Source organism: Myxococcales bacterium (genome assembly GCA_022184915.1).
Taxonomy (GTDB): domain Bacteria; phylum Myxococcota_A; class Polyangia; order Fen-1088; family Fen-1088; genus JAGTJU01.
The window spans coordinates 340,216-353,473 of sequence record JAGTJU010000005.1 but is presented as its reverse complement, the minus strand read 5'-3'; the positions used below and the strand labels follow the sequence as shown (position 1 = coordinate 353,473).

At 66.8% G+C, this 13,258-nt stretch carries 11 protein-coding genes; 3 read left to right on the top strand and 8 right to left on the bottom strand.

Going from position 1 to position 13,258, the window contains the following annotated elements; translation table 11 throughout:
- Positions 1-7 precede the first annotated feature (7 nt).
- Together KA712_20005 and KA712_20000 are read right to left on the bottom strand one after the other, a co-directional pair.
- Entirely contained in the window at positions 8-988 is a 981-nt protein-coding gene (locus tag KA712_20005; GenBank protein MCG5055253.1) for an NAD(P)H-binding protein, read from the bottom strand.
- Positions 988-2,016 carry a hypothetical protein gene (locus tag KA712_20000; GenBank protein ID MCG5055252.1) on the bottom strand — a complete coding sequence of 343 codons (1,029 nt, stop codon included), beginning with the start codon at positions 2,014-2,016 and terminating at the stop codon, positions 988-990. The genes KA712_20005 and KA712_20000 overlap by 1 nt, the downstream gene beginning before the upstream one ends.
- A 119-nt stretch (positions 2,017-2,135) precedes the next feature.
- On the opposite strand from KA712_20000, the gene tal reads away from it, so the two are divergent.
- Positions 2,136-3,098, top strand: coding sequence for a transaldolase (tal, locus tag KA712_19995; protein ID MCG5055251.1), 963 nt, complete (start codon positions 2,136-2,138; stop codon positions 3,096-3,098).
- A gap of 62 nt (positions 3,099-3,160) precedes the next feature.
- On the opposite strand, the gene pgi is transcribed toward tal, so the two are convergent.
- Entirely contained in the window at positions 3,161-4,855 is a 1,695-nt protein-coding gene (pgi, locus tag KA712_19990; protein ID MCG5055250.1) for a glucose-6-phosphate isomerase, read from the bottom strand.
- Between the two features lie 177 nt (positions 4,856-5,032).
- On the opposite strand from pgi, the gene KA712_19985 reads away from it, so the two are divergent.
- Positions 5,033-7,117: a cation:proton antiporter gene (locus KA712_19985; GenBank protein MCG5055249.1), complete on the top strand. Its 2,085-nt coding sequence runs from the start codon at positions 5,033-5,035 to the stop codon at positions 7,115-7,117.
- A gap of 9 nt (positions 7,118-7,126) precedes the next feature.
- Here KA712_19985 and KA712_19980 read toward each other — a convergent pair whose 3' ends face one another.
- A complete protein-coding gene (locus KA712_19980) occupies positions 7,127-7,726 on the bottom strand; it encodes a 5'-nucleotidase C-terminal domain-containing protein (GenBank protein MCG5055248.1) in 600 nt (199 codons plus the stop codon).
- Positions 7,650-8,918, bottom strand: coding sequence for a metallophosphoesterase (locus KA712_19975; protein MCG5055247.1), 1,269 nt, complete (start codon positions 8,916-8,918; stop codon positions 7,650-7,652). Before KA712_19975 ends, KA712_19980 begins: the two co-directional genes overlap by 77 nt.
- Positions 8,919-9,157: 239 nt before the next feature.
- Here KA712_19975 and KA712_19970 point away from each other — a divergent pair, with 239 nt between their 5' ends.
- Entirely contained in the window at positions 9,158-10,672 is a 1,515-nt protein-coding gene (locus tag KA712_19970; protein MCG5055246.1) for an OmpA family protein, read from the top strand.
- Between the two features lie 94 nt (positions 10,673-10,766).
- Here the strand turns inward: KA712_19970 and KA712_19965 are convergent, their stop codons facing one another.
- From KA712_19965 to KA712_19955, 3 genes are read right to left on the bottom strand one after another with little or no spacing between them, the layout of a single operon-like run.
- Positions 10,767-11,489: a hypothetical protein gene (locus tag KA712_19965; protein ID MCG5055245.1), complete on the bottom strand. Its 723-nt coding sequence runs from the start codon at positions 11,487-11,489 to the stop codon at positions 10,767-10,769.
- A 13-nt stretch (positions 11,490-11,502) separates the two neighbouring features.
- Complete coding sequence (tsaE, locus tag KA712_19960) at positions 11,503-12,003, bottom strand: tRNA (adenosine(37)-N6)-threonylcarbamoyltransferase complex ATPase subunit type 1 TsaE (protein ID MCG5055244.1); 501 nt, start codon at positions 12,001-12,003, stop codon at positions 11,503-11,505.
- A complete protein-coding gene (locus KA712_19955; protein MCG5055243.1) occupies positions 11,996-13,249 on the bottom strand; it encodes a glycosyltransferase in 1,254 nt (417 codons plus the stop codon). Before KA712_19955 ends, tsaE begins: the two co-directional genes overlap by 8 nt.
- Between the last annotated feature and the right edge of the window lie 9 nt (positions 13,250-13,258).

Below are 13,258 nucleotides of genomic sequence, written 5' to 3'. Positions count from 1 at the left end.
CTGCGGTTTACGCCGGGGCCCGGGCCGAGCGCCCCACGAGACGCAGGGTCATGGCCTCCCAGAGGTCTCCCGTGGTGCCGAAGGGACGTGGGTCCGCCGCCAGGGCCTCCGCGGCCGCCGTGCGAAACGGCTTTGGCGAGAAGACGCCGGGCATCTGAGACCAAAAGTCGGGGGCGCCTGCTTCCAGGTCCCCCGCCACACCTCGCACCAGCTCGCGCGCCACGGAGACGTCCGCGCGGGTCACGAGCCGCAGCCACAAGCTCGACAGCTTCGGCGAGAGGAAGGGCACTTTCAGCATCACGGGCGCAAGCCCCAGGAGGCGTGACGTTTGGCGCAGCATTTCGGTGCCGCTGAGGGCCGCGGGTCCCGGCAACCCGTAGACGCCAGCGCAAGCCACCGGAAGGCCCGCAGCGTGGGCCAGGGCGTCGAGCACATCCGACAGCGCCGCGGGCGCGCTCTTGGCTTGCAACCAGCGGGGCAGAACCATGAACGGGAGGCGGGCACTCAGATCGCGTACGATCTGCCAGCTTTGGCTGCCCGCTCCGACAATCATCCCCGCGCGCAGCTCGAACACCGGCACCCGGCCCTGGCGCAACAGCACACCCGTGTGCAGGCGGCTCTCCAGGTGAGCCGAGGGCGTGCCACGTCTCGGACGCATGCCACCCAGGTAGATGATTCGTTTCACCGCGGCCGCCTCGGCCTCCCGCGCGAACAGGCGCGCCGAATCGGCCTCGCGGGCCGCATACCCGGGGCGGCCGTCCATGTGGTGGACCAGGTAGTACGCTGCATCGGCACCCGCCAGCGCTGCTTGCACCGTGTGGGGACGCTCGAGGTCGAACTCGACCCAGCGGGCGCACCCGGTCTCGGGCTGTCCCCCAGGCGCCGGAGGTCTCCGGGTGGCCGAAACGACCTGATGGCCGGCACGTTCGAGGGCCGGCACCAGGTGGCGGCCAAGAAAGCCCGTCGCACCTGTGACCACGATCTTCATCACGCCGTCGCCATTCGCACCCGTTTGGATGCAAGATCCGTGGCAGCTGTGACCGAGGGCAGGGCGCTTCGTGCTGACCGTCCTTGCGCTGCGCGCGCGTGGGGGGCCGAACTCGGGCGCGGCTGGTCCAGGGCGGCGGCAAGAAAGGCGGTGAGTGCCGGCACGTCGTTTTGAACCCACGGGCCCGGATCGCGCGGGTTGAACCGCCAAAACAGGTTCGGGGCGCGCAGGTGCTGGCGCAGACTCGCGCCAAGCGAGAAGGTCTCGAGGCAGGCCGCCCACATGCCGTGGCCGTGGTGCTGATGGTCTTCGATCTCGCCCGTGAAGGCATCGAGAATGGGACTGGCGAGCCGGCCGTAGCGGACGAGGGGCTGGGCGGCGCTCGCGGCGGCGCACAAGCGTGCGTAGGTGCGGTAGTCGGTCCGCGTGAGCACCCGCGCGGGAATCACCTTTCCCATGAAGCTGTGTCCATTGATGGCGGCGCAAAATGGGTGGTCGCGCATCAGGACATCGAGATGCCACGTCTCGGGCTCGGAGAGCGGCGCTGGCCCCACGTATGTGGCAGCCCCCGGCCGGTGAGAGCCCGCGCCCGGGTAACGGCGCCGCTCGTGCCCGGCCGGCAGGGGAAAGTTGCGGTTGAGGTCCACCCCGCGTGCGTTCGGGCGCAGCTCTGCCAGCCGCCCTGTGCCACCCGCCGCGAACGTCCGCGCGTAGCCATCAGGGTTCGCGCACGGCACCACCCACAGTTCAGCGCGCGTGCGCAGCCGCTCGAGGGCCGGGTCGTGAGGTAGGGCCTCGAGAACGCCCAAAGCCACGAGACAGGAGACGAACTCGAGCCCGTGAATGTTGCCGGTCACGAGCACCCGCCGCGCATGTTCAGCCTTGGCGGGAACCCGCACTGCCAGTAAAGGCCTGCCCTCGGCGCTCTGCCCGTAGACGAGCACGTCAGCGCGTAACGTGTCGGCATGCGTCCGCACGAGCGCGTCGCGGGCCTCGGGCGTTGGGTAGGGTGCAAGGGGGGCGGTCATCCGGGGCAAAATCCGTCTCCATGCTACCGAAGCCAAGCCGGGTCCGCTAAAGTTGGCCGAAAATCGCGGTTTCTCATCGTTCCACACCCCGCGGCGTGCCTGCCGCCAGGAGATCACCCATGACGCTGCTCGAATCGTTGAAACAACACACGGTCGTCGTCGCCGACACGGGCGACATCGAAGCCATCGCTCGTCTCAAGCCGCAGGACGCCACCACCAATCCGTCGCTGTTGCTCAAGGCAGCGCAGATGCCGCAGTACCGCGCGCTGGTCGAGGAGGCTCTCAAACACGCCGACGCACGAAACGGCGACAAAACCGTCCGCGCGGCCGCGTTCATGGACAAGCTGGCGGTGAACTTCGGCTGCGAAATCCTCAAGATCATCCCTGGCCGTGTGTCCACCGAGGTGGACGCTTCCTACAGCTTCGACGTCGAGGGCACCGTGGCCAAGGCCCACGAGTTCATCGGCCTTTACGACAAGGCCGGAATCGATCGCAAGCGCATCCTCATCAAGGTGGGCAGCACCTGGGAAGGGATCCGCGCCGCTGAACGCCTCGAGAAGGAAGGCATTCACTGCAACCTGACGCTGCTCTTCAGCTTTGCCCAGGCGGTGGCCTGTGCCGAGGCGGGCGTCACGTTGATCTCGCCCTTCGTGGGACGCATCTACGACTACTTCGTCAAGGAACGCGGCGGCAAAGACATCGCCCCCGAAGAGGATCCTGGTGTTGCGTCCGTCGAGCGCATCTACACCTACTACAAGAAGTACGGCTACAAGACCGAGGTCATGGGGGCGAGTTTCCGTAAGGTCGAGCAAGTCACGCGTCTTTGCGGCTGTGACCTCCTCACGATCAGCCCGGACATCCTGGCCACGTTGAGCGAAAAAGAAGGCCAGTTGGAGCGGCGCCTCGACCCAGCCGCCGCGAAGGCGGTGGACGTGCCGAAGCTTCACCTCGACGAGAAGACCTATCGGTTCATGCACAACGAGGACCCGATGGCCGTCGACAAGCTGTCCGATGGGATTCGCCGCTTTTACGCCGATGCCCGCAAGCTCGAGCAGTACGCCGAAAAGCTGGTGACGACCTAAGCCGCTCGTCGCCTGTCGTCGAAGGCCCGCAGGCGCATGTCGCCGCGGGCCTTTTTTGATCGTCAGTGTTTGGCCCGCTTGATCTCCGCCAGGAGTCCGTTGGTGGAGGCGTCGTGGTTCGTGGTGGCACCTGCCGTGGTGAGGTCGGCCAGGATGCCCTTGGCGAGCTGTTTGCCGAGCTCGACGCCCCACTGATCGTACGAGTTGACGTTCCATAGCGCGCCCTGGACGAAGATCTTGTGCTCGTAGAGAGCGATGATCATGCCCAGGGTGTGGGGATCGAGGCGCGGGTAGATGAGGGTGTTGCTCGGGCGGTTGCCCGGAAAGACCTTGTGGGGAAGCAGCGCGTCCCGCTCCTCGGGGCTGAGCTTGCCGGCAGCCACCTCGGCGTCGAGCTCCGCTTTGGCCTCGGCTTCCGTTTTTCCGCACATGAGCGCTTCTGACTGCGCGAGGCAGTTGGCCAGAAGCTTCTCGTGGTGGTCCGTGAGGTCGGGCGCGAGCGCTGCCAGGCTTTCGGGAAGGCCGCCGCGGGTATGGGGCGGCTCGATGGACGCGAGGAAGTCGCAGGGGATGAGCTTCGTGCCCTGATGAATCAGCTGGTAGAAGGCGTGCTGACCATTGGTTCCGGGTTCGCCCCAGATGATCGGCCCGGTTTCATAGTCCACCACCTCGCCTTGTCGGGTGACGCGCTTGCCGTTGCTCTCCATGTCACCTTGCTGGAGGTAGGCCGGCAGCCGGTGCAGATACTGGTCGTAAGGCAAGACCGCATGGCTCTCGGCGCTGTAGAAGTTGTTGTACCAAACCCCGAGCAGCGCCAAGGTCACCGGGAGGTTACGCTCGAGGGGCGTGGTTCGGAAGTGCTCGTCCATGGCGAAGGCACCCTCGAGCAGCCGCCGAAAGTTCTCCGCCCCCACGGCAAGCGCGATCGAGAGGCCAATCGAGGACCAGAGCGAATACCGCCCACCCACCCAGTCCCAGAACACGAACATGTTCTCCTCGGCGATGCCGAACTTCGTGACCTCCTTCGCGTTGGTCGACAGCGCCACGAAGTGCTTGGCCACCTGGGCTTCGTCGCGCGCGTGCTCCAAGAACCACCGACGCGCCGTGTGCGCATTGCGCATGGTCTCCTGGGTGGTGAAGGTCTTCGAGGCCACGATGAACAAGGTGGTCTCGGGATCCACGCGGGTGAGCGTCTCGAGGATGTGGGCGCCGTCGACATTCGAGACGAAGCTGACCTCGAGGTCCCGCTTGGCGTAAGGCCTGAGCGCCTCGGTCACCATCACAGGGCCAAGATCCGAGCCCCCGATGCCGATGTTCACCACGTGCCGAATCGGCTTTCCGGTGTAGCCGCGCCAGGCGCCCGCGCGCACCTCTTCAGCGAAAGCACAGAGCTTGTCACGGGCGGCACGCACGGCCGGCATGATGTCTTCCCCATCGACCAGGATCGGGCGCTCGCTCTGGTTCCGCAGGGCGATGTGCAGCACGGCGCGGTTCTCTGTCAGGTTGATCTTCTCCCCTGCGAACATCTGGTCGCGCAGGGACGTGACCTCGGCCTCCTCGGCCAATACGCGCAAGAGCCGAAGCGTCTCGTCGGTGACCAGGTTCTTGGAAACATCCAACAGCAGGTCCTGGCAACGCAGGCTCAAGCGGGCGAAGCGATCTGGATCGGCGGCGAAGAGCCCCCGCAGGTGGGTATCGGCCAGTTGTGACTTGTGGGCTTCGAGCGCTTTCCAGATTGCGTTTTGGCGAATGGACACGGAGGGCCTCCGGGTGTTCAGGGTCAAGGCACGGTCGGGGCGTTGCCGGCAGACGCACGTTAGCAAACCCCCTTCGCCTCCGTGAAGGCTCTTGTTGGCGCGTCGCGCCGTTTGTCCGAACACACGCCGTGTGGTCGGGATCTGGACGGTCCCGGGGCGTGACCCGATACTCGGCCCGTGCACGGTCCCCACGTTTTTCTGACCAACTTGGCCCTCGTTTTGTGCGTGGCCGCCGTGACCACCGTGGTGTTTCAGCGCCTCAGACAGCCCGTGGTGCTCGGGTACATCATGGCGGGCCTGGTCGTGGGGCCGCATTTCCCCATGCCCCTCTTTGCCGACAAAGGCATCATCGAGACCCTCTCCGAGCTGGGGGTGATCCTGGTGATGTTCTCTCTCGGCCTCGAGTTCAGTGTCAGGCGGCTCCTCCGCAAGGGGCTGGGCATCGCGGCCGTGGCGGGCATCGAGGTGAGCGTTATGATGTGGCTTGGCTTCGTCGCGGCCAGGCTCTTCGGCTGGTCGGCGCCCGAAGCCTTGCTGACAGCAGCCGCCGTTTCCATCTCCAGCACGACCATCATCGCGAAAGCCTTCGAAGAGCAGAAGGTGGACGAGCGCATTCGCGACGTGGTGTTCGGCGTGCTCATCTTCGAGGATCTCATCGCGATTCTGCTGCTTGCCACCTTGCCCGCCGTGGTCTCCGGGCAGGCGCGCTCGATGGACGACACCATGGGCACTTTGGCGTTCACCACCGGTCGGCTCGTGGGCTTCCTCCTCGTCGTGCTGATCGTGGGCATGCTGGTCGTGCCCCGCTTCATGCGTTTTGTCGTCCGCCTGGGCCGCGCCGAGACCACCCTCGTGGCCAGCGTGGGGCTTTGCTTCGCCATGGCGCTGCTCGTGCAAAGCTTCGGGTATTCGGTGGCGCTGGGGGCGTTTTTGGCCGGGTCGCTGGTCTCCGAGAGCGGCGCTGGCCACCGGGTCGAACGGCTGGTCAAACCCGTGCGGGACATGTTCGCGGCCATCTTCTTCGTTTCGGTGGGCATGCTCATCGATCCCAAGCTGGTGGTGACCAACTGGGGAGGGGTATTGGTGCTCACCGGGGTTGTCCTCGTGGGCAAGCTCGTGGCCGTTTCGCTTGCGGCGTTCCTGGCCGGCAACGGGGTGCGGACGTCGGTGCAGTCGGGGATGAGCATGGCGCAGATCGGGGAGTTCTCGTTCATTCTCGTGGGCCTTGGACTCACCCTGGGTGTGGTGCGCCCCTTTCTCTTCCCCGTCATCGTGGCCGTCTCGGTGGTCACCACATTGCTAACGCCCATGCTCGTTCGGGCCTCGGGGCCCGCCTCTGCCCGGTTTTACGAACGGCTGCCGCCCCCGTTGCAAACCTTCTGTTCGCTTTACGGCACCTGGTTCGAGCGCCTGGCTTCGCCTTCGCGTCCTCAAACGCGGGGGCGTCGCTTGCGGCGGCGCGTGGGCTTTCTCATCATCGATGCCGTCGCCTTGGGAGCGCTGGTGATCGGCACCTCGTTGGCGCTCGAACCCTTGGCCCTCAGGCTCAAGGGCCTCTTCGGGGGACACGCATTCATGCCAAGGGTGGTGGTGATCGCGGGCGCCGTCGTCCTTGGGGTTCCGTTCTGCCTGGGCCTCGTAAGGCAGGCCCGCAACTTGGGGTTGGACCTGGCTGAGATGGCCTTGCCGCGCGCGGGTCAGGGGCAACTGGACCTGGCCGCCGCGCCTCGCCGCGCCTTCGTGGTCACGCTGCAGCTGGCCGTGGTGCTGGCCGTTGGGGCACCGCTGATCGCCATCACACAGCCTTTTTTACCCGCGTTTCAGGGGGCCGCCGTGCTGCTCATCGTCCTTGCCGTCCTCACCGTGGCGTTCTGGCGAAGCGCCACGAATCTTCAGGGCCACGTGCGCGCAGGCGCCCAGGTCATCGTGGAGGTGCTCGCCGCCCAGGGGGCCGACAAAGAGGACAAGCGGACCCGTCGCAACACCGAGGATCTCAGCATCGTCGAGCAGTCGCTACCGGGCTTGGGCGCACCCGTCCCGCTACGAATCGAGCCGGGCAGCCAGGCGGTAGGCAAGACCCTCACCGAGCTCAATCTCCGCGGGCTCACGGGCGCCACGGTGCTGGCCATCACCCGCCCCGGAGGCGCCATCGTGATCCCCACGGGTCAAGAGGCGTTGGCGGAGGGCGATGTTCTGGCGATCACGGGCACGAAGGCGGCGCTCGAAGCCGCCGGCATGCTCTTGCACGTGCCCGCTTCGTGAGTCGCGCCGTCAATCGAGGCACCCGGTCGTGCGAGGAAGGCGGGTCCGGGGATGCGCGGGATCGTAGAGATCGGCGGGATGAAGCGGCTCTGCCCGCCCGCGCAGGATGCGGGCCATCTCGTCGCGAATGGTGGGGCTTGGCTCGATGACGAAGGGGGTACCTCCGAACGAGCCATCACCGCCGGTCGCGAGGAAGTCGTTCGTGACGACGCTGAGCTCGCGCTCGTCCGGAAGGGGTGTGCCGTCCTGCTGCAGAAGCTTCACGGACACCTTCCTCCCCTCGCAGCGAGCCTCGACGCTCACGCCGGAGACCGACAAGAAGCCGCGCTGGCGCTCGAGGTTGCGTGCCAGGGTCAGCGCCAGCTCGCCCACCGTCAGATGCGCTTGGGCAAAGGTGTTGTCGAAGGGCATGGCCTCGAAGAGGTGTTCGTAGGTGAGCGGGCCCGCGGGTAAGTCCTGTCTCAGCCCTCCCCCGTTGATGAGCGCCACGTCCGCGTGCGGACGGGCGGCACGCATGAGGTCCGCAAACAGGTTACCTAAAGCAGATTCTCGGTCGTAGGCGCGCGCGATGGGTGCTTGCGCGATGGTCCCGAGGGGCTGCCGAGCCATGGGTCGAACCTCCTCCTCGGCGCGGGCCACGATGCGAACGAGGCCGTCGTCGAGCTGCACCGCGCGGCCTTCGTAGGCATAGGGAACACAAGGGTCCGCGCGTATGTCCTGCCGAGGCCGGCAAAGATCCTGCGGGGGGAAAGATCTGGTGTCTCTCGGGCCGCCGCGTGCGCGCGTTCAAGACCAGATCGAATCTTCCGAAGGCGCGGCCGTAGGCAAAGGCTTCGATGATGGGGATGCCGTTGATCTCGTGGGCCACGCCCGCGTGGGTATGCCCGGCTACGATCCCGTCGACGAGTCCGGGCGGAAGGGCGCGGGCCACGTCGAAGATCTCGGCTTCCGGGCGGCAGCTGTCGATCGCTTTGGGGTCGTCGAGGTGCTGGCAGGCTGCGCCCGCATGGGCGAGCACGATCACGACCTCGGCGGCAGCCTCCCGTAGGGCCTGAGCCTCGGCGATGATCGCGTCGGCCAGCGCCGTCACGCGCAGGCCCGCGAAGTTGCGCGCCAAGGTGGACCGGGGTGTGGCCTCGGTCGTCACCCCGACGACGCCCACGTTCACCGCCCCGATCCGAAGCAGCCGAGAAGGAAAAACGTTGTCGGCGTCGAGGGCCTGCCCCGAACCTTCCTCCACGACGTTGGCGCTGAGAAAAGGAAAGCGCGCCTGGCGGGCCCGCGCGAACAAAGCGCCTCGTGCATTCTCAGTGGGTGAGGTGGAAAGCGCCGCGGGGCCCTCGGGGCCAAAATCGAACTCGTGGTTGCCAATCGCGACGGCCGCGTAGCCGAGGTGGTTGTACGCCTCGATCACGGGTTGGCCTTCGGCGAGGTTCGACGCCAAAGTGCCCTGAAACATGTCCCCCGCATCGAGCAGCAAAACGGCCCCGCCCGCTTCCGCGCGGCGGGTCCGCAAGTTGGCCACGTAGCCCGAAAGTACGGGCAACGTCTCGAGGTGCCCGTGCAAATCATTCGTGCCCACCACGGAAAGGACGAGGGGGGCCGCCGTCTGCCCAGACGCCGCTCCGCCTTCGGGGTGGGCAGGCTTGGCAACGGGGTTCGCGCACGCCATCGCCAGCAACGTGCAGGCGCATGCCACCAGCCCAATCCACGTCGTTTTGCCCCCGCCCGCCCGCACAGGCCCCCAGCCGGTCGGCGACCGCGGGGGACGGTCAGCATAGGACGATCGCAGCAGTCTCATGGCGCGGCTCACTGCACGTTAGTCTAGTGAGGGAGGTGTTGCGAGGCAGGGCCTCATGCCGGGACGAGCCTTTTCGTTTCGTTTTCATCACACAAAAATCACGTGACACGACTTGGTTTGCTGGTGTTTCGCCAACTCCGGCCAAGAAAACTTTCGCGCGGCGGCAGCGTGGATATACTCTGGGCCCCTAAAGCCGTCGGAGAGGTGGAATGCAAGGACGTACGAAAAATACAATCTTCTTGAGCGCAACCTTTGGCGTGTTGTTGATGAACCCGGGTTCATTGGCACTCGCACAAGCAGCCGCCCCAGATCCCGAAGGGCCCGCCACAGAGGCGCCCCCTGCCGAGTCCAGCGTCGAGGCACCGTCAACCGAGGAGGTGCCCGAGGTTGATGCTCCCTCTGTCGAAGAGGTACCTCCAGCGCCCGCCGAAGCCCCGTCCACGGGCCTTCAGTTCGAAGGGGGCATCTTCGGTGGTTACCACATCTTCGGAAAGGACCTGGAACTCGGCGTGCCCGACGTCCCCGGCCGCGCGCCCGACCACGGGGTCCAGTTCGGTCTTCGTTTGGCACTCAACTTCCTGCCCTGGATGGGACTGGAAGCGGAAGCCTCCGGAATTCCCACGGTGGATCGGATCGATGATCTCGACACCTTCGTGATGATCTACCGTTTGCATGCGCTCGCTCACGTGGCGCAGCTCGGGAAGTTCAGGCCCTTCGTGCTGGCCGGTCTCAACCTCGGCCAGATCGCCTCCACAGACGGCAGCCCCACACTGGGCGGCATCGAGAATACCGACGTGGATCTCGGTTTCCACGCAGGTGCGGGCGTCAAATTCGACTTCACCCAGAGGTTCCTGGCGCGCTTCGATGCGCGGGCCTCGTGGCTGCCGGACTACCACGACGGAGGGGTCACGCCGAGCTTCGAGTTCCTCTTGGGCCTCGGTGTCAAGCTGGGGGGGGCACCGCCACCTCCGCCGCCGCCTCCTCCTCCCCCCGCCGACACGGACGGCGACGGCATCCTCGACCCCGAGGATCAGTGCCCGAGCGAGGCCGAGGACATGGACGGCTTCCAGGACGAAGACGGCTGCCCCGATCCCGACAACGACGGCGACGGCATTGCCGACGGACTGGACAAGTGTCCAGCCGAAGCGGAGACCCGCAACGGCGTCGATGACGAAGACGGCTGCCCCGAGGTCGACGAAGACAGCGACGGGCTCGTCGGCTCGGCCGACAAGTGTCCCACGGAAGCGGAAGACGCTGACGGGTTCCAGGACGAAGACGGCTGCCCCGATCCCGACAACGACAACGACGGCGTGCTCGACGCCGCCGACAAGTGCCCCGCCGAGCTCGAGACCAAGAACGGCTTCCAGGACAACGACGGCTGTCCGGATGAATTGCCGAAGGAGGTTCAGAAGTTCACGGGCGTCATCCAGGGCATTCAGTTCAAGGTGAACTCGGCGTCCATCCGAAAGACCTCGTTCAAGGTCCTTGCCGGCGCGGTCAAGGTGATGAAGGAGTACCCGGATCTGCGCATCGAGATCTCCGGCCACACCTCTTCGGAGGGCGATCACGACTTCAACGTGAAGCTGTCGCACGATCGGGCCGACTCAGTGAAGGAGTACCTCGTCTCGGCAGGCATCGAGCCTTCCCGCATCGAAGCCAACGGCTACGGTCCTGACCAGCCCATCGCTCCGAACGCGACCAAGAAGGGTCGCGAGCAGAACAGGCGCATCGAGTTCAAGTTGCTGAGCAACTAAGTCTCGTCACCGTCGTTCTCGAACGCCCCCGTGCCTTCCGTGCCCGGGGGCGTTCGCATTTGTGCCGCCCGTGACCCTCAACGCTCGCGTCGGATCAGCGTCTCTGCCACAGCCACGCGAGCAAGCCACCCGCCACGATCCCGGCGGCAGTCCCCACCCACACCAGCTGCGCGTCACCGGGTGCGCGGAAGCCCTCGAGCCCCCAGGCTGCGCCTCCCACCAGCGCGCCGCCCGCCGCCGCGCCGACGTGCAGAGCCATGACCTCGCGACCTGAAGGTTGCGTCCAGCGCGCCAACGCCGTTCCGGCCACGGCACCCGCTTCCAGCGCCAGCGCCGCCCCGAAGAGACCGAACTCGTCCCGGCGCGCCTCGTTCGAGGTCAGCCCGGCCACGAGCAGGCCCGTGGCGGCGCCCGTCCACAGGGCCAGCGAAGGCGGAAACGCGGCCCGTGCCGGCGCCACCGGCCGCACGCTCCACAGCCATGCACCCAGGCCCGCTCCCAACACGGCCGAACCGCCGATGAGCGCCACCCGCGCCTCCGTACCCCAGCGGGCGCGGGGCCCGCGGGCCTCGTCGTACAGCACCCATGTACTGCAGATCGACGTGGCCAGCACGCTGCCCTCCAGCACCTGCGGCCAGGCGCTCGTGTCGTCCCCTTGGCCCTTGGCCCCCGCCGCGGGTGTTGCACCCGTCTGGGCCCACCCCTGCGCATGCGGTCCCACGCCCAGCGTGAGTCCTACCAGTCCGGAACACAGGGAACGGCGCAGCCCCAGCCCTCGAGCCGGTGCACGCGTGTCCTGTCGTGCCGCGGTGACCACGCGCTCCTTCGCTTCAGACCAGGGGTGCTTCCTCTTCTCCCCGAAACAGCGCGAGTAGGCCCGCGCTCCGTGGGCCCTGCGCCCCCAGCACCAAAGTACGGGCGCCGTCCGGCTCGATGAACAGCTGAAGACTCAGGTGGTCGGGTGGCAGCAAGGAGGGGAAGCGTTCGGCCCACTCGATGGCGGTAACGCCTTCTTCCATCGCCTCCTCCAACCCCAGCTCTTCGAGTTCCGCCTCGCTCTTGAGGCGGTAGAGATCTGCATGGGCGAACGGTACGCGCCCCGGATGCAGGTTCACCAGGGCGAACGTGGGGCTCGCCACCTGCCGGCTGGCCGGCACCCCGAGCCCCGCCGCCAGGCCCTGACACAACGTCGTCTTGCCACTGCCGAGCGGGCCCGTCAGGGCAAGCACGTCGCCCGTGTCGAGGGCGGCACCCAGGCGAGCTCCCACCGCGTGCATCGCGCCGGCGGTGGGCACCACCAGCGTCATCGAGGAGAGGGGAAAGTCAGTCACGGTCGTCCTCAGCCGCCGGTGGCTTTGACCGGCGGGAAGCCATCTCTAGCAGTTTGGCCAATACCGTGCGGGCCAAATCGTCGCCCGGCCGTGCCAGGGCGCTGGCTTGCGACAGGGTGACGACCGCCTCGTCGAAGCGCTGCTGCTTGACCAGGCACAGCCCGAGCTGGGTCAAGGCCCGCGCGCCGGTGGCCGCGGGATCGAGCCGCACGAAGAACGCCTCGGCGGCTGGCGTGAGGCATGCACGAAAGTCGGTCTCCGCGGCGGTGAAGTCGCTCTGCGACAAAGCGTAGTTGCCGCGAGCCAGGCGCAGATCCGGGCTGTTCGGATAACAGGCGACGGCCGCGTCCAGCGTGCGTTGCCTCTCGGGCTCGAGCCCGAGTTGTTGCAGCGTGCTGGCCTGGCTTGCGAAGAGAGACACGACGAACGCCTCGCCTTCGTGCGCGGCGGTCAGCCGGAAGAGGGCCTGCGAGAACGCCTGGCGCGCCTCTGTGAGCCGGGAGGAAGAGGGCGCGGTGACGAGCGCCTGTCCCAAGCAGTACCAGGCAAACGGGTCGGTGGGGCTGCTTTGGACCTGCTTGCGCGCCAAGCTCAGGTTGCGGGCGTCTTTGTCGCGTCCCCTCACGACGGCCTGTGTATGTCCAGCGTGAAGGAAATGCATGAAGGGGGCGTGTGCAACGCTCACGTTGCCCCGTGCGACGGCGGTGAGCTGTTCGTGAACGGCACCGTGAAATCGCATGTCCTCCCGATCCCGGCGAAACAGGCGCAAGAGCGGGGCGATCGAAACACCCCCATCGTCTCTTTGATCATGGCAGTCTACCGCGTAGGCCAGCACCCCCTGTGTCAGGGCCCGTGCGAAGGCCGGGGCGTCCGTCACCACCAGCTCTTCGTCTGCATCCAGCAGCAGCGCGAAGGGCAGGCTGGCCTGCGCGAGCGACGTGTTTCGCGCGTGCGCGAAGGAGTCCCGCCAGGGGTCATGCACGACGCGCGCGCCGTAGGCCGCTGCGATGGCAGGCGACTCATCCTGGGAGCCGGTATCGACCACCACGATCTCGCCAACCCACGGCGCGGCGGAGCGCAAGACACGCGGGAGGTTCGTAGCCTCGTCGCGTACGATCATGCACAGACTGACCCGAGGCCGAATCTGCGCTGCCCACGCGTCTGCGACGTCACCCCCGCGGCAGGCTTCAGAGCCACCTTGGAGATCGAAGGCTCGGCCTGAGGGCGGCGATTCGGACCCGCTCATGATCCGCGC

Coding starts and splice junctions, on each gene's coding strand:
- KA712_19975 (MCG5055247.1), bottom strand. CDS start 8,918: ATGAGACTGCTGCGATCGTCCTATGCTGACCGTCCCCCGCGGTCGCCG.
- KA712_20000 (MCG5055252.1), bottom strand. CDS start 2,016: ATGACCGCCCCCCTTGCACCCTACCCAACGCCCGAGGCCCGCGACGCG.
- KA712_20005 (MCG5055253.1), bottom strand. CDS start 988: ATGAAGATCGTGGTCACAGGTGCGACGGGCTTTCTTGGCCGCCACCTG.
- KA712_19955 (MCG5055243.1), bottom strand. CDS start 13,249: ATGAGCGGGTCCGAATCGCCGCCCTCAGGCCGAGCCTTCGATCTCCAA.
- KA712_19980 (MCG5055248.1), bottom strand. CDS start 7,726: ATGGCTCGGCAGCCCCTCGGGACCATCGCGCAAGCACCCATCGCGCGC.
- tal (MCG5055251.1), top strand. CDS start 2,136: ATGACGCTGCTCGAATCGTTGAAACAACACACGGTCGTCGTCGCCGAC.